We start from the raw sequence: 15,604 nt of genomic DNA, 5'->3' as shown, positions 1-15,604 counted from the left end.
CCAACGGTTCATCAGCCGAATATATGACATAAATTTTCATATACCCATCGGAGTCCCAAACGCCTTTCCAGTCCCGCCCGATTGTGACAGCGTCACCAGCCTCTACTTTGGTGACCGTGCCATCATTTGATGTCAAGGTGACACCGCCTTCGATGAAATACATGAATTCGTCGACGCCATAGTGGTCGATTGACATTCGCACGGGGCCTGACTTGTACATGCCGGTGTCGAATTTTTTATCGACGGACAGGAAATTTTCCAGGTCTTCAGTCTTGTATTGCCCTCGCTCGCTTTTGTGCATCTGGACAAGCGGCTTATGGTCTCTAAAAAACTTACCTGCGATCTGCTCTTTGCTGATTTTCTTCGGATGAGTATGGTCACCTTTGTCGGCCATGTCTGCCGCGACAGGTGACACACAAACAAGCGACAGCAGCAGTGCTGTTGTTGTTGATTTCATGGTCTGCTCCCTAACCGGTAATGCTGTTGAAACATGTGATCGGTGACGGGAACATACCATAGACTGTGGAATAATGTGATCACATTATGTGCAGGTTTTGAGCAACTGTGAATCAGTCCGTGGCGGCGATAACATCCTTGGCGATGATCAATTGCTGGATCTGGCTTGTGCCCTCGTAGATTCGGAACAGGCGCGCATCGCGGTATAGCTGCTCAATGCCGTAATCAGCAATATAGCCAGCACCGCCATATATCTGGACAGCGCGGTCGGCTACACGACCCACCATCTCGGAGGCAAAGAGTTTTGTGCAGGACGCTTTACGTTTGGTGTCTTCGCCACGGTCCCTTGCTTTTGCAGCATCACGAATCATGCACTCCGCTGCGTATATCTCTGTTTCGCTATCGGCGATCATCGCCTGAATGAGTTGGAAGCTGGCAATTGATTCCCCAAACTGGCGCCGGTCTTTGGCATAGCGTACTGTATCACGCAAAATTCGTCTTGCGAGGCCGGCACAAACGGCGGAGATATGCAGCCTGCCTTTATCAAGGACTTTCATGGCAGTCTTGAAGCCCATGTTCTCACGGTGACCGATAATGTTTTCGGCGTGCACGCGGCAGTTTTCAAAAACCACATCAGCGACGGGCGCTCCTTGCTGGCCCATTTTCTTTTCAGGTTTGCCAACCCGAACGCCCGGTGTGCCGGCTTCTACCAGAAAGGCGGAAACACCGCGGGCGTCTGTGCTGCCGGCGTCGGTGCGGGCCATAACGGTGAACAGGCCTGCGAACGGCGCATTGGTGATGAAACGTTTAGTGCCGTTGAGGATAAAATGCTCACCATTGCGGCGGGCACTGGTGCGCAGAGAGCCTGCATCTGAGCCCGCTTCCGGCTCGGTGAGACAGAACGAGCCAATAAGCTCACCGCTTGCAAGGCGGGGCAGATATTTGCTTTTCTGCTCGTCAGTTCCGTCCAGCACAATAGCTTGTGATCCGATTCCAACATTGGTGCCGAAAATAGAGCGGAAAGCGGGTGCGGCTTCGCCGATGAGCATCGCGACTTCAATTTCTTCCTCCATGGTGAGGCCAAGCCCGCCATATTCCTCGGGAATGGAAAGAGCAAAAAGCCCGAGGTCTTTGATTTCGGCCAATATATCTGAAGGTATTGTATCGGTGTCGGATACCACGCGCTCATTGGGGATCAATCGCTCGTGAACGAATCGGTTCAGCATCGTACACAACTGCTTCAACGTATCTTTTTCCAATGCCATACCCTGTCCTTTCGCCGTTTGAGATATATTTAATGCAATTGATTAGTCTGACAACCAAGCCACATTTCCAACTTTCTGAGAAAACAGGTGGTGTTTTGCGTCGGGCTATTTATTTTAGTTCTTAAGTAAATGGTCTTGGTCTAGGAGAGATATATGCAGGGCGCCTTTATTTGTGATGGATTACGCACACCGGTTGGACGGTACGGCGGAGGGCTTTCATCCGTGCGAACAGATGATCTGGCTGCGCATCCGATCAAGGCGCTGGTTGATCGTTATCCCGCCGCCGACTGGGCAGCGGTGGATGATGTGTTTTACGGTTGTGCCAATCAGGCTGGCGAAGACAACCGCAATGTTGGCCGTATGGCGGGCCTGCTCGCAGGGTTGCCCACGGACGTTCCTGCCGTGACAGTCAACCGGCTATGTGGGTCAGGGCTTGAGGCAACGGCACAAGGTGCGCGCGCCGTGATGACCGGTGAAGCCGACTTTGTGATAACCGGTGGGGTGGAAAGCATGTCCCGCGCGCCGTTCGTGATGCCCAAGGCTCCCGCCGCATTTTCAAGGCAGGCCGACATTTACGACACCACAATTGGTTGGCGTTTTGTTAACTCGGCCTTGAAAGCGGCTTATGGTGTCGACTCAATGCCGGAAACTGCGGAGAACCTCGCTGAAGATCTCAATATCACTCGCGAGGATCAGGATGCTTTCGCCTTCCGCTCGCAAGCTCTGGCGGAAGCCGCTCAGAAGAGCGGCCGGTTTGATCGGGAAATTGCACCCGTCATTATCCCGCAACGCAAGGGGCCTGCCGTAACCATCGCAGCAGATGAACACCCGCGTCACGGCACGACAATGGATGCGCTCGCCAAACTCCGTGCGCCGTTTCGTGAAGGCGGCACCGTTACAGCTGGTAATGCGTCGGGCACCAATGATGGCGCCGCAGCACTTCTGGTCGCGAGTGAAGCGGCGGCGGTGAAACACGGCCTAACGCCAATGGCGCGCATTGTGGGCACAACCTGTGCAGGTGTGCCGCCCCGTACCATGGGGTTTGGCCCCGTCCCTGCCACGCAAAAACTATTGTCTCGCCTTGGTCTCAGCCTTGACGATATGGATGTAATCGAACTGAACGAAGCGTTTTCCGCCCAAGCTCTCGCCTGCACACGGGCCTTGGGGATAGCGGACGATGCTGAGCACCTAAACCCTAACGGCGGGGCGATCGCCCTTGGTCACCCTCTTGGCATGTCAGGCGCACGCCTCGCGCTGACGCTTGCTCATGAGTTGAGGGAGCGGGGTGGCAGATACGGCCTTGCGACCATGTGCATCGGTGTTGGGCAGGGTATTGCCATGGTGATTGAGCGCGTCTGATCGCTATTTTCTGTGCCTGGTCACTGGCTTTGGCGCGATCGCGCCCTAGTCTCTCAATCAAGCACTGACCATAAGCGCGATGATGGCGCGCCAAGTGAATGAGGGAAATATATGTCTACTGTTTCAAAAGAAATCCGCGAAGGTATCGCGATTATAACCGTTGACAACCCGCCTGTTAACGCGCTGTCCCACAGTGTGCGTGAAGGACTGGCGCGGGAGATGAAAGAATTGGCGAGCAATGCAGACGTCAGCGCGATTGTTGTTGCCTGTGCTGGCCGCACTTTTATTGCCGGTGCGGATATTCGCGAGTTTGGCAGCCCACCGCAGCCACCGCATCTGCCGGATGTGGTTAACGATATTGAGGCAATGGAAAAACCTGTGGTCGCGGCCATTCATGGCACGGCACTCGGCGGTGGGCTTGAAGTTGCGCTTTCGTGCCACTACAGAGTGGCGCTGGCTTCCGCCAAGATCGGCCTGCCCGAAGTGAAACTGGGCATATTGCCGGGCGCAGGTGGCACCCAGCGCCTGCCACGCATCGCAGGCCCCGCCAACGCGTTGGACGCTATTATCAGCGGGCGTCACGTCAGTGCCAAAGAGGCCAAGTCTTGGGGTGTTCTGGACGAAATTGTAGAGGATAACCTGCTTGAGGCAGCCATCGCTTTCGCCAAAGCAGCCGCAGGAAACGGCCCGCGCCGGACCGGCGAGATGAAAATCGATGGCACCAAGTTTGGGCCCGAGTTTTTTGCGGGCTTCAGGAAATCCATCGCCCGCCAGACACGGGGCTATTTCGCGCCAGAGCATTGTATTCGGTGTGTGGAAGCCGCTGTCAGCCTACCGCTGGAGGAAGGCCTCAAGCGAGAACGCGAACTGTTCCAGGAATGCATGGCAAACCCACAAGCGAAGGCATTGCAGCATATGTTCTTCGCAGAACGTCAGGTCAGCCGCATTCCGGGGATAGATAAAAATACCCCGCGCCGCGATATCAGGCGTGTGGGTATCATCGGAGCTGGTACAATGGGTGGTGGCATCGCAATGAATTTTGCGAATGTGGGCATTCCCGTCACTATCCTTGAGGTTGAGCAGCCGGCACTAGATCGTGGCTTAGGCGTGGTACGCAAAAACTATGAACGATCCGCCGCGAAAGGCAAACTGACATCGGAACAGGTCGAAGGCCTGATGGACCAGTTCACTGGCACTCTTTCCTATGACGATCTCTCAGATTGCGACCTCATCATTGAGGCCGTATTTGAGACGATGGAGATCAAGAAAAAGGTGTTTGGCGAATTGGACCGTGTCGCCAAAAAAGGTGCGATCCTTGCCAGCAATACCTCCTATCTCGACGTCAATGAAATCGCAGCCTGCACAAAACGCCCTGAAGATGTGTTGGGGTTGCACTTTTTCTCCCCCGCCAATGTGATGCGGCTGCTTGAGATCGTCCGGGCCGATAAAACGGCACCTGATGTGCTCGCGACCTGTGTCGACCTTGCGAAAGCCATTCGCAAGGTTGGTGTGGTTGCAGGTGTTTGCCACGGCTTTATTGGCAATCGTATGTTGTCGCCTTATGGGCGTGAGGCTGCCCTGGCTGTTATTGAGGGCGCAAAACCGGAAGAGGTAGATGCCGCGCTATTTACCTTTGGCATGCCTATGGGACCAATGACCATGTCGGACATGGCAGGTCTCGATATTGGCTATCTGAACAGGCAGGGCGTCGGCCGGGAGAACTATGAAACAAAGGCATATGACTGGATGGACCGTCTGGTCGAATCTGGTCGTAAGGGCTTGAAGGTTGGCGCTGGTGTGTATGCTTATGAAGACGGCAGTCGTACACCAAAGCCGGACCCAGATGTTCAGAAGCTTATCGAAGAAGAGAGCGTCAAGGCCGGGATTGAGCGCCGCGCAATTTCGTCAGACGAGATTGTGGAACGTTGCATGATGGCCCTGATCAATGAAGGGGCTAAAATCCTGGGCGAGGGCAAGGCCTATCGTGCGAGTGATATCGACGTGGTTTACGTCAATGGCTATGGCTACCCAGCATACCGTGGTGGGCCAATGCATTACGCAGATAGTCTCGGGCTCAAGAATGTTTACGACAAAATTTGTGAGTTTGGCGAAAAGTTCGGGCCGCGCTGGTGGCAGCCGGCACCGCTGCTGAAGGAGCTGGCGGAAGCTGGCAAGAGCTTCGCTGACTTTGACCGTGAAAACGCAGGATAGGATCAGACATGAGTGATTATGTGAACGGAATTTTTGGCCTGAAGGGTCAAGTGGCGCTGGTGGCGGGGGCGTCTTCGGGAATCGGCGCAGAGTTTTCCCGTGCCCTCGCGCGTGCGGGTGCAGACGTCGTGCTGGGCGCCCGGCGCACAGACAAGGTCGAGGCGCTTGCTGTTGAAATCGCGAATGATACGGGTGGCCGTACATTGGCCGTGGCTCTCGATGTGACAGATCGCGCCAGCGTAGAAGCAGCTTTTGTGAAGGCAAAAGAGGTGCTCGGTACGCCTACAATCGTATGTAACAATGCAGGTATCGCCCGCCCCAACTGGGCGTTGGAGGATACGGAAGAAGACTGGGACGCCACCATGAACACAAACCTCAAGGGTATGTGGCGCGTGGGGCAGGTGGCCGCGAAAATGATGCTGGAGAATGGCAAGGGCGGCTCCATTATCAACACGGCATCGATCCTCGGCCTTGGTGTAGGCCCTCAGCAACTGACCTATGCGACAAGTAAGGCTGGTGTGGTGCAGATGACCCGTGCCATGGCGATTGAATGGCAACGCTGGGGTATTCGGGTAAATGCCATTTGTCCGGGTTACTTTAAGACCGAAATCAATGATGAGTTTCTTGAAAGTGAGCTTGGTCAGCAAATGTTGAAGCAAAGCCCTGCTAAACGGGCGGGCAAGCTCTCGGAACTCGTTCCTGCAATGCTGATGTTGGCCAGCCCTGCCTCAAGCTTTACCACAGGGGTAGCGTTGCCAGTTGACGGTGCGCATTCTGTGCGGCTCGCTTAAACGCCTGACAGTTCTTTATAAAAAGGTGACGGATTTCCGTCGCCTTTTTTATTGTTTCCCAGAAATGAAAACGGGGGCCAGTGGCCCCCGTATACGTTTACGTTTCGCTTTAAAACGGACTTAGAAGTCTGCGCGGAATGCAATACCCAGAACACGCGGTTCGTTAACGAAGCCGGTCAGGTTGTTGAAGTCGATCACACCCTTGACGTTTTTCTCGTCCGTCAGGTTACGGCCAAAGAAGGCAACCTCATAACGGCTGTCGTCCCAGCGATAACCCAGGCGCAAGCCAAGCTCATATGTGCCCGTGGAGCGGAATTCAGCCGCTTCATACAGCGTGAAATTGGTATCGCCCTGATATGCCCAGTCAGTAAAGACGAAGAATTCTTCGCCGTCGCCGGTTGGCAATACATATTCAGCCGTGACGTTAAACGTCCAGTCCGGGGCCTGTGGCAGCGGGTTGCCGTTGATAATGGCGCGGCCATTGTTATCCAGGCGGTTGGTAGGTGTGCACATGCCTGTTCCACAAACCGGAACCCGTACAGCGGTGTCGTAAATTCTGGTGTGGGCATAGGATGCCCCCGCGGTCAGCGTCAGGTTTTCTGTCGCCAGAAATTCGATGTCAGTTTCAAAGCCGTAGCCTTTAACTTTGTCGAGGTTTAGCAGGCGGACATTGTTTGAACCACCACCGACGGCCGTTACCTGCAGGTCGTCCATTTCATAATAGAAGAAGGCACCGTTCCAACGCATGCGACCTTCCACAAGGTCTGCCTTGAAGCCGGCCTCGTAAGACATGATGGTTTCTTCTGTCGCAGTTGTTGGTGCGCTACCGAAGGCTACGTCACGCCCTTGAATCGATGGCGCGCGGAAGCCGGTAGCTACGCGTGCATAAATTGAGAGGTCAGGATTGAGGATGTGATTGACTGCTACATCCCAACTGAAGTCGTTGCCTTCCAGTTCTACTGTCGGCAGTGCTGCGCCTGCTCCACCATCGAAAGCATCGGCAGTTTTTTGGTCATCGGTGTAGCGTGCGCCGACCGTAACCGTTGTGCTGTCTGTCAGGTCGTAGCTGGCTTGCCCAAACAATGCCCAGCTTTCGTTCTGGTGGCGTACGGTTGAATCCGGCACGAAGAAAGGACGGGTGCGAATGGTAAAGTCACTGTCAAAGTAGAAGAAGCCAACTTGGTAGAACAGCTTATCGGTACCTTGACCTGCCAGGCGTACTTCCTGAGTGTACTGGTCGAGGTTATCGATGCAGTCTTCCGTTGTGCTTGGGAACGGAATGACGCCGGGGCCCATTTCCGGAAGGAAAGCAGCGCCGTAGCCGCCATCGATGTCGCCGATGCCGCAGCCTTTGGTGGTTTCATAGGCGCTGACGGATGTCAGGCTCATGTCTTCGCCAAAATCCCAAACCAGCTTGGCGGACGCACCCCAGCTGTTGAAGCTTTGGGCGTTATGGTGATCGTCGTCATGGTAAACGGTGTCGCGATCAAAATTGTCGTTGAGCTCTGGCGAACCAGCGTCGAAGATATTGGCACGGAAAATTTCCGAAGTGCCATCCAGTGAGCGGTAATGAAAATTCAGCAGCGCATCGAAATTATCTGTCGGCTCAAACAGAACCTGTGCGCGCATCGCGGCTTCAACGAAGCCGCCCATGACGTCTTCTTCTTCAGTGTAGCCGTTATCGATCCAGTCGTTGCGACGTGTCATAAGCCCTGAGATACGAGCGGATACCTTTTCGCCAAGCCCGCCGCCATAGGCTGCCTCAATCGAGGATGTGCCCAAGCTGCCATAGCTGGCGCTGACATACCCTTCAGGTTCCTGCGTTGGCTTGCGGGTGTCGAACTTAACGATACCGGCCGGCGTGTTACGGCCAAAGAGGGTACCTTGTGGTCCGCGTAGAACCTCAACACGTTCAATATCAAAGAGAGGGAAACTTTTCAGGATCACGTTCTCAAGCACAACGTCGTCAACCACGATGGAAACTGGCTGTGAGGCGGCAAGGTCAAAGTCTGTGTTGCCAAGACCACGAATGTAAAAGCGTGGGGCGACGCGGCCATTGGAGGATTCCGCATTGAGCCCCGGTACGCGGCTGGAGAGCAGGCGAATGTCTTCGCCGCCAGCTGCGAAATCCTTCACTTTGTCGCCAGCGATCGCGCTTACGGAAATAGGAACATCCTGCAGGCTTTGCTCACGTTTTTGAGCCGTCACGAGAATTTCTTCCAGCGCATAACCTGAATCGCTATCCTGCGCTTGTGCAGCTGCGGACAATGCAATCATCGAGGTGCCTGCAATCAGGCGTGCGCTAATGTTAAACCAAGTTTTCTTCATGGTGTCTTTCCTCATTCGAAACACGCAGCTTCGTCTTCGTTATTATAACTTTTTTGGGATTCACCCGGACCTGCAGGGTTGTTGCGGGCATGGATATTTTACTGGGGCCACCCGGAGCTTTAGTTTCCACAGAACCCGATATTTAGCGACACAAAAGCGCAATATAAGTGTGCTTCTCGCAGCAGGCGAATGCACAAGTGTTGCACATTGGCAACCCGGCTATTGTCCATCGGGTCGTTGGAATTGAAGCAGGGGGTAAAATATGCCGTGATCTGCATTGCCTGCCCAGGTGTTGCTTGATTGTAGCTACGGCGAGAGGTTAATGTGCGCCCATGATATTTGAAGACACATTGCAAGAAGGCAGGCTGATAAAGCGTTACAAGCGTTTTTTGGCTGATATTGAATTGCCCGGCGGCGAAGTCGTTGTTGCGCACTGTGCCAATTCAGGGTCCATGTCAGGCTGTAAAGAGCCAGGGAGCCGCGTCTGGTTGTCACCGAACCGGAACCCCAAGGCAAAGCTGGATTGGCGGTGGGAGATGGTTGAGGTGGACGGTGTTCTTGTGGGTATCAACACCAGCCACCCAAACAGAATAGTTGCTGATGCAATTGGCGCGGATGAAATTGCCGAACTTGTCGGCTATGCTAAGCTGCGACGCGAAGTGAAATACGGGGTAAATAGCCGTATTGATATTTTGCTGGAGGAACCTTCCGCCCAAGGTGCGTCCGAAAAATGTTATGTCGAGGTCAAGAATGTAACCCTCAAGATGGGGGCTGAGGCACAGTTTCCCGACGCGGTGACCGTGCGCGGCGCCAAACACCTGCGTGAACTCATGGATATGGTTGATGAAGGCCACCGTGCTGTGATGTTCTATTTGGTGCAGCGTGGTGACTGTGAAGCGTTTGCTCCCGCAGAGCATATTGACAGTGCTTATGCCGAGGGACTTCACGAGGCCGCCGCCAAAGGCGTTGAACTGCTTTGTTATACGTGCGATCTGACACCAGAAAAAATTGTAATTAATGGGACACTTCCCATTCGGCTGTGACCGGCTTAAAATACGTTCATGTCGAGAAGGATAATTGAATGAACTATGTTGACGCACTAAATGCTCCTGAAACGCGCACGGGATCTATCAAGATCCATGGGCCTGAGGCGATGGACGGCATGCGTGCTGCGGGACGGCTGGCAGCTGAAGTGCTTGATTATATCACCCCTCATGTGGTGCCAGGCGTAACAACGGAAGAACTGGATCGCCTGTGTCATGATTTCATAACAGATCATGGCGCTGTGCCGGCGCCCCTGAATTACCGGGGTTTCCCGAAGTCAATTTGTACGTCGATCAACCATGTTATCTGTCACGGTATCCCGGGCCCTAAAAAACTGCGTGAGGGTGATGCGCTGAATATTGACGTCACGGTTATTTTGGATGGCTGGTACGGCGACACGAGCCGCATGTTTTTTGTCGGTAAACAGAAGTTGCTGGCCGAACGGCTGTGTAAAGTGACTTTTGAGGCAATGTGGAAGGGTATTGAGGCGGTAAAGCCGGGCGCAAAACTTGGCGACATTGGCCATGCGATCCAGACTCACGTCGAGGCCCACCGCTATTCCGTGGTGCGGGATTTTTGCGGCCACGGTATCGGCCGGGTTTTCCATGATGAGCCCAGTGTGATGCACTTTGGCAGGCCTGGTACCGGGCCCGAACTAAAGCCTGGCATGTTTTTCACCATCGAACCCATGGTCAATGCCGGTAAGCCGGGCTCTAAAATTCTGGCTGACGGCTGGACGGCGGTTACGCGTGATAAAACCCTGTCAATGCAGTTTGAGCATACGTTGGCGGTGACCGAGGACGGCTACGAGGTGTTTACCAAATCTCCGAAGGGCTGGTTTTGCCCACCATATGATTTGAGCGCCTGAGCACGGTGGGTTGATGGGGGACGAGGTCAAAGCCGCAAACCATATGAACGGTCACCGGGCCCGCCTGCGTGAGCGTTTTCTCAAGGGCGGTGCCGAGGCGCTGGCTGACTATGAGTTGCTGGAACTGATCCTGTGTCTTGCTATTCCGCGACGCGATGTGAAGCCCCTGGCAAAACAATTGATCGAGCGTTATGGCAGCTATGCTGGCGTGTTGAGCGCCGATGTTGACAGTCTGCGCACATCGCCTGGCCTTGGCGATACCGCAGTGGCGGCAATTAAATCTGTTCAGGCATCGGCGTTGCGGCTTGCAAAGGCAGGTGCTAGTGCGCGGCCCGTGATGTCGAACTGGTCCCTTGTTTTAGATTATTTGCAGGGTGCGATGGCACATATACCGAGGGAACAGTTCCGTATTCTGTTTCTTGACCGAAAAAATGCTTTGCTAGCCGATGTGGTGATGAGTGACGGCACGGTTGACGAGGCAGCGGTTTACCCGCGGGAAGTGGTGCGCCGTGCGCTTGAGCTTGACGCGACAGCGCTAATACTTGTTCATAATCACCCGTCAGGTGACCCAACGCCAAGCCGCGCAGACGTTGTCATGACAAAGAATATTATTGAAACCTGCGACCGTATTGGTATCAGGGTTCACGATCATATTATTGTTGGTAAATCCGGCCAAGCCAGTTTTAAAGAGCTTGGATTAATGTAGTTTTAAAGATGTGGGGCGTATATAAACGCCCCCGACTGGGACGGAACGCAGAGGCAAGGCATGTCGCCGTGCCGTCCGGAGATTGAGAAACCTATGTATTGGGATCAGGTAAAATCCACCCGCGAGGCCCTTGAGGACCTTCCCGTTTCAGCAAAAGTTGTGTTGATGTCTGCCGACGGCAAGGCTCTTTTGATGCGCAAGGATAGTGGCATCTTTGATTTGCCTGGAGGTAAAGTTGAAACAGGTGAGGATCTTTTCGCCGCACTAAAGCGCGAAGTGAAAGAAGAGTCTGGGATCAAGGTCAAAAAGGTTGAGTTTATTTCCTCGTGGGTCAAACATCATCCGACACTTGGCGACCGTCTGGTTTTGGTTTTTCATGGTCAACTCAAAAAAAATGCAGCTGACATAAAAGTGACGCTATCGGATGAGCATAACTGGGGCGAGTTCAAGGGTCCCAAGGGCACATTCAAGATCAAAGATATCCAACCGGGTTATGCCAACGCCCTGCATATTTGCTTCGCACGCTACGGCAGACTTTTGTAACTTGCAGGTCTATCTTGTACGAGATTGAACGTAAATTTCTGGTCGATAAATCGCGGTTAAAACTACCGAGAAAATTCAAAGCCATTGAACAAGCCTACCTGATGCGTGCTGAGGGCCGCTCCCTGCGTGTCCGTAAAATAGATGGTGAGTATATATTAACCCTGAAGATAGGCAAAGGCGCACGACGCGTAGAGATAGAGCGTCCTCTTAGCAAAGCCGAAGGCGCGGAACTCATGAAAAGGGCGCTTGACCCGCCGATTTCCAAGAAGCGCTATGCAGTCAAGCATGGTGTGCACATCTGGGATGTTGACATTTTCAAGGCTGACAACAAGGGACTTGTGCTTGCCGAAATAGAGTTAAGCCATGAAGATGAAGCCTTCGAGCGCCCGAATTGGGTAACGCGGGAAGTGACTGGTGACAGGCTGTTTCAAAATTCGACGCTCGCGAGCCACCCGATTTCATTGTGGCGGGATGCATTTGAGGAGTTTTGCCAGCCTGTAGTCTCTGGCTAGCTACTGATTGGGCTGTCAAGGAAACTTGCGGCAGGCGCCGGTTTCTGATAGCAGGACGGCAGATTTTTTATTTCCGTACTTTCCCTGAGGAGCGCGCCCCATGATCCCTCGTTATGCCCGCAAACAAATGACCGACATTTGGGAAGCCGAGAACCGGTTCCGTATCTGGTTCGAAATCGAGGCCCATGCCTGTGATGCCAATGCCAAGCTGGGGCGGATCCCGGAAGCGGCTGCGAAGGCTGTATGGGAGCGTGGGCAGTGGGAAATTGACCGCATCGACGAGATTGAGCGCGAAGTAAAGCATGATGTCATCGCTTTCCTGACCAACCTGGCTGAGCATGTGGGCGATGAAGCACGCTTTGTGCATCAGGGCATGACGTCTTCTGATGTTCTGGATACCTGCCTTTCCGTCCAGTTGATGCAGGCGGCGGATATCATCATTGAAGACCTCGAGAAACTGCTTGTCGTGCTCAAACGTCGCGCGGAAGAGCATAAATACACCATTTGTATCGGTCGTAGCCATGGTATCCACGCCGAGCCGGTGACCTTTGGTCTGAAGATGGCACAAGCCTATGCCGAGTTTGATCGTTGCCTTAAGCGTATGAAAGACGCACGCGCCGAGGTGGCAACCTGCGCGATCTCCGGTGCTGTGGGCACCTTTGCCAACATCGACCCATTCGTCGAGGAATATGTCGCGGAACAGATGGGTCTCGCGGTTGAGCCGGTATCCACACAGGTCATTCCACGGGACCGCCACGCGATGTATTTTGCTGTACTGGCCGTGATTGCAAGCTGTATCGAACGCCTGTCGGTTGAGGTGCGCCATTTGCAGCGCACTGAAGTACTTGAGGCGCAGGAGTATTTCTCAAAGGGGCAGAAGGGCTCGTCGGCGATGCCGCACAAAAAGAACCCTATCCTGACCGAAAATCTTACGGGGCAGGCACGCTATATTCGTGCAATGTGCATCCCGGCGATGGAAAACGTCGCACTATGGCACGAGCGGGATATTTCCCACTCCTCCGTTGAGCGTTACATCGGCCCGGACGCCACCATCGCACTTGATTTCAGCCTCTCCCGCCTCACCAATGTTATGGATCAACTGCTTGTCTATCCAGACAATATGCTCGATAACATGAACAAAATGGGTGGCCTACCCAACAGCCAGCGCGTGTTGCTGGAGCTGACACAGGCTGGTGTGAGCCGTGAAGACGCTTATCGGCTTGTGCAGGCGAATGCGATGAAGGTTTGGGAAAGCCGCGGCGAGTTGCAGCTTCTTGACCTCTTGAAAGCCGATGAGATTGTGACTGCGAAGGTCTCGTCCGAGGAACTCGATGAGCTCTTTAATATGGATTACCATACCAAACATGTGGACACGATTTTCAAACGCGTGTTTGGCGAATAAGCTAAGCGTATGATGGGAAAGAAAAGGGCGGCCTTTGCGCCGCCCTTTTGCGTGCCTCATAGGGCCGCCGCGTGGTGACGCAGGTGGTCCTCGATAAAGGTAGCGATGAAAAAATAGCTATGATCGTAGCCGGGGTGACGCCTTAATACGAGTTTCTGGCTGACCTTCTCACACGCGGCCTCAAACAGTTCCGGCCTAAGCTGGCCTGCGAGGAAATTGTCCGCAAGGCCTTGGTCAATCAACACTTCCATCTCGTCCGCTCCGTGCCTTTCCAGAAGCGCACAAGCATCATAGTCAGCCCACGCAGTGCGGTCTGTGCCCAGATAACCAGAGAGTGCTTTTTCGCCCCAAGGACAATTCAGTGGCGAGACGATGGGTGCGAAGGCAGAGACGCTTTTATACGTGTCCCGGTTTTTGAGCCAGATTGTCAGTGCACCATGTCCCCCCATAGAATGGCCGGTAATGCCCTGCCGGCCCATATCTGCCGGAAAGCTGTTCGCGATCACGTTGGGTAATTCGCGTGTGACATAGCTGTACATGCGGAAATTTTCCGCCCACGGCGCTTCCGTCGCGTCAACATAAAAGCCAGCGCCCTTGCCAAAGTCATAGTCATCTTCGTCCGGCACATCGTCACCGCGAGGGCTGGTGTCTGGGCAGATGACCATCAGACCAAGCTCACTGGCTACACGCTGGAAGCCGGCTTTGACGGTTGCGTTATCTTCTGTGCAGGTCAGGCCTGACAGATACCATACTACCGGCACCACGCCGTGCCGGGCTTGCGGGGGGGAAAAAACGGAAAAACGCATCTTACACCCAAGCTCGGACGACTGGTGTTTATAGTAGCCTTGCGTGCCACCAAAGCAGGCCGTTTCCGAGGCAACTTCGAACGACATCAGTACATCACCACAGAGCGAATGGATTTGCCTTCGTGCATCAGATCAAATGCTGTGTTGATTTCGTCCAGCGGCATGGTGTGGGTGATGAGATCGTCAATGTTGATCTTGCCGTCCATGTACCAGTCTACAATTTTGGGTACGTCCGTACGGCCACGCGCGCCGCCAAATGCACTGCCGCGCCATACACGGCCGGTCACCAACTGGAAGGGGCGGGTGGAGATTTCTTGCCCTGCGCCGGCCACGCCGATGATGATGCTTTCACCCCAGCCCTTGTGGCAGCACTCAAGAGCCTGGCGCATGGTGTTCACATTGCCGATGCACTCGAAGCTATAGTCTGCGCCGCCATTGGTGAGGTCCATAATGGCCTGCATTACGTCACATTCCTTGGGGTTGAGGAAATCCGTCATCCCGAATTGGCGCCCCATGGCCTCGCGCTCAGGGTTGATGTCCACCCCGATAATTTTATTGGCGCCAACCATACGTGCACCTTGAATGACATTAAGGCCAATGCCTCCAAGGCCAAAGACGACAACGTTTGAGCCCGGCTCAACCTTGGCGTCAAATGCAACGGCGCCAACACCGGTGGTCACGCCGCAGCCGATGTAACAGATTTTATCAAACGGAGCATCCTTGCGCACCTTTGCAAGGGCGATTTCAGGCAGCACAGTATGGTTCGAAAAGGTGGAGCACCCCATATAATGCAGGATAGGTTTACCGCTAATGGAGAAGCGGCTGGTGCCGTCGGGCATCACACCCTTGCCCTGCGTTTCGCGTATGCTTTGGCACAAGTTGGTTTTCGGGTGGAGGCAATAATCGCATTCACGGCATTCAGGCGTGTAAAGCGGGATCACATGATCACCGGGTTTAAGGCTTTTCACACCCTCGCCCACTTCCAGCACAACACCGGCACCTTCATGGCCGAGAATGGCGGGAAAAGCACCTTCCGGGTCATCGCCCGAAAGCGTGAACGCATCGGTGTGGCAAACGCCGGTAGCTTTGAGCTCAACAAGCACTTCGCCCGCTTTGGGGCCTTCAAGGTCAACTTCTTCAACAGACAGAGGCTTGCCCGCGCCCCAAGCTATAGCCGCACGTGTTTTCATGATGTTTCCTTCTCAAACCTGATAGTTTTTAATGATCCAAGTGTCATATCTGAGTGTACTAAAAACGAATGACGGATTAGAGTGCAACCCTTCTTGGGAATTGGTGTAGCGAAATAAAGTGGC

At 54.0% G+C, this 15,604-nt stretch carries 14 protein-coding genes; 9 read left to right on the top strand and 5 right to left on the bottom strand.

Annotation, left to right across the window (positions count from 1 at the left end; all coding sequences use genetic code 11):
- The coding region (locus tag ACN0VM_RS10615; RefSeq protein ID WP_417450856.1) for a cupin domain-containing protein at nucleotides 1-457 on the bottom strand (457 nt) is incomplete at its 3' end.
- Between the two features lie 112 nt (nucleotides 458-569).
- The gene (locus ACN0VM_RS10610) at nucleotides 570-1,721 is read right to left on the bottom strand and encodes an acyl-CoA dehydrogenase family protein (RefSeq protein ID WP_417450855.1); all 1,152 of its coding nucleotides are present in this window, start codon (nucleotides 1,719-1,721) and stop codon (nucleotides 570-572) included.
- Nucleotides 1,722-1,874: 153 nt separating this feature from the next.
- Here ACN0VM_RS10610 and pcaF point away from each other — a divergent pair, with 153 nt between their 5' ends.
- From pcaF to ACN0VM_RS10595, 3 genes are all read left to right on the top strand, one after another.
- On the top strand, nucleotides 1,875-3,080 hold the full coding sequence (gene pcaF, locus ACN0VM_RS10605) for a 3-oxoadipyl-CoA thiolase (RefSeq protein ID WP_417450854.1): 1,206 nt from the start codon (nucleotides 1,875-1,877) through the stop codon (nucleotides 3,078-3,080).
- Nucleotides 3,081-3,191: 111 nt separating this feature from the next.
- The gene (locus ACN0VM_RS10600) at nucleotides 3,192-5,291 is read left to right on the top strand and encodes a 3-hydroxyacyl-CoA dehydrogenase NAD-binding domain-containing protein (protein ID WP_417450853.1); all 2,100 of its coding nucleotides are present in this window, start codon (nucleotides 3,192-3,194) and stop codon (nucleotides 5,289-5,291) included.
- Between the two features lie 8 nt (nucleotides 5,292-5,299).
- Nucleotides 5,300-6,082 (top strand): SDR family NAD(P)-dependent oxidoreductase, encoded by a 783-nt coding sequence (locus ACN0VM_RS10595; protein ID WP_417450852.1) that lies wholly within the window; start codon nucleotides 5,300-5,302, stop codon nucleotides 6,080-6,082.
- A 120-nt stretch (nucleotides 6,083-6,202) separates the two neighbouring features.
- Here ACN0VM_RS10595 and ACN0VM_RS10590 read toward each other — a convergent pair whose 3' ends face one another.
- Nucleotides 6,203-8,410 carry a TonB-dependent receptor gene (locus tag ACN0VM_RS10590; RefSeq protein WP_417450851.1) on the bottom strand — a complete coding sequence of 736 codons (2,208 nt, stop codon included), beginning with the start codon at nucleotides 8,408-8,410 and terminating at the stop codon, nucleotides 6,203-6,205.
- Nucleotides 8,411-8,742: 332 nt separating this feature from the next.
- Here ACN0VM_RS10590 and sfsA point away from each other — a divergent pair, with 332 nt between their 5' ends.
- From sfsA to purB, 6 genes are all read left to right on the top strand, one after another.
- Nucleotides 8,743-9,453 carry a DNA/RNA nuclease SfsA gene (sfsA, locus tag ACN0VM_RS10585; protein ID WP_417450850.1) on the top strand — a complete coding sequence of 237 codons (711 nt, stop codon included), beginning with the start codon at nucleotides 8,743-8,745 and terminating at the stop codon, nucleotides 9,451-9,453.
- Between the two features lie 38 nt (nucleotides 9,454-9,491).
- Nucleotides 9,492-10,322 (top strand): type I methionyl aminopeptidase, encoded by an 831-nt coding sequence (gene map / locus ACN0VM_RS10580; RefSeq protein ID WP_417450849.1) that lies wholly within the window; start codon nucleotides 9,492-9,494, stop codon nucleotides 10,320-10,322.
- Nucleotides 10,323-10,335: 13 nt separating this feature from the next.
- Entirely contained in the window at nucleotides 10,336-11,028 is a 693-nt protein-coding gene (gene radC / locus ACN0VM_RS10575; RefSeq protein ID WP_417450848.1) for a RadC family protein, read from the top strand.
- Nucleotides 11,029-11,088: 60 nt separating this feature from the next.
- Nucleotides 11,089-11,571 carry an NUDIX domain-containing protein gene (locus ACN0VM_RS10570; protein ID WP_417450847.1) on the top strand — a complete coding sequence of 161 codons (483 nt, stop codon included), beginning with the start codon at nucleotides 11,089-11,091 and terminating at the stop codon, nucleotides 11,569-11,571.
- A gap of 14 nt (nucleotides 11,572-11,585) precedes the next feature.
- Nucleotides 11,586-12,083 (top strand): CYTH domain-containing protein, encoded by a 498-nt coding sequence (locus ACN0VM_RS10565; RefSeq protein WP_417450846.1) that lies wholly within the window; start codon nucleotides 11,586-11,588, stop codon nucleotides 12,081-12,083.
- A gap of 100 nt (nucleotides 12,084-12,183) precedes the next feature.
- Nucleotides 12,184-13,485: an adenylosuccinate lyase gene (gene purB, locus ACN0VM_RS10560; protein ID WP_417450845.1), complete on the top strand. Its 1,302-nt coding sequence runs from the start codon at nucleotides 12,184-12,186 to the stop codon at nucleotides 13,483-13,485.
- 56 nt (nucleotides 13,486-13,541) lie between these two features.
- Here the strand turns inward: purB and fghA are convergent, their stop codons facing one another.
- Nucleotides 13,542-14,378, bottom strand: a complete 837-nt coding sequence (fghA, locus tag ACN0VM_RS10555) for an S-formylglutathione hydrolase (protein WP_417450844.1) — start codon at nucleotides 14,376-14,378, stop codon at nucleotides 13,542-13,544.
- Nucleotides 14,378-15,481 (bottom strand): S-(hydroxymethyl)glutathione dehydrogenase/class III alcohol dehydrogenase, encoded by a 1,104-nt coding sequence (locus tag ACN0VM_RS10550; protein WP_417450843.1) that lies wholly within the window; start codon nucleotides 15,479-15,481, stop codon nucleotides 14,378-14,380. Before ACN0VM_RS10550 ends, fghA begins: the two co-directional genes overlap by 1 nt.
- Between the last annotated feature and the right edge of the window lie 123 nt (nucleotides 15,482-15,604).

Origin of the sequence: Kordiimonas sp., from assembly GCF_048260245.1 — a bacterium.
GTDB lineage: Bacteria > Pseudomonadota > Alphaproteobacteria > Sphingomonadales > Kordiimonadaceae > Kordiimonas.
This window is presented reverse-complemented; position numbering and strand designations above follow the sequence as displayed.

Coding starts and splice junctions, on each gene's coding strand:
- ACN0VM_RS10550 (WP_417450843.1), bottom strand. CDS start 15,481: ATGAAAACACGTGCGGCTATAGCTTGGGGCGCGGGCAAGCCTCTGTCT.
- fghA (WP_417450844.1), bottom strand. CDS start 14,378: ATGTCGTTCGAAGTTGCCTCGGAAACGGCCTGCTTTGGTGGCACGCAA.
- ACN0VM_RS10595 (WP_417450852.1), top strand. CDS start 5,300: ATGAGTGATTATGTGAACGGAATTTTTGGCCTGAAGGGTCAAGTGGCG.
- map (WP_417450849.1), top strand. CDS start 9,492: ATGAACTATGTTGACGCACTAAATGCTCCTGAAACGCGCACGGGATCT.
- sfsA (WP_417450850.1), top strand. CDS start 8,743: ATGATATTTGAAGACACATTGCAAGAAGGCAGGCTGATAAAGCGTTAC.
- ACN0VM_RS10590 (WP_417450851.1), bottom strand. CDS start 8,410: ATGAAGAAAACTTGGTTTAACATTAGCGCACGCCTGATTGCAGGCACC.
- ACN0VM_RS10570 (WP_417450847.1), top strand. CDS start 11,089: ATGTCGCCGTGCCGTCCGGAGATTGAGAAACCTATGTATTGGGATCAG.
- pcaF (WP_417450854.1), top strand. CDS start 1,875: ATGCAGGGCGCCTTTATTTGTGATGGATTACGCACACCGGTTGGACGG.
- ACN0VM_RS10600 (WP_417450853.1), top strand. CDS start 3,192: ATGTCTACTGTTTCAAAAGAAATCCGCGAAGGTATCGCGATTATAACC.
- ACN0VM_RS10610 (WP_417450855.1), bottom strand. CDS start 1,721: ATGGCATTGGAAAAAGATACGTTGAAGCAGTTGTGTACGATGCTGAAC.
- purB (WP_417450845.1), top strand. CDS start 12,184: ATGATCCCTCGTTATGCCCGCAAACAAATGACCGACATTTGGGAAGCC.
- radC (WP_417450848.1), top strand. CDS start 10,336: ATGGGGGACGAGGTCAAAGCCGCAAACCATATGAACGGTCACCGGGCC.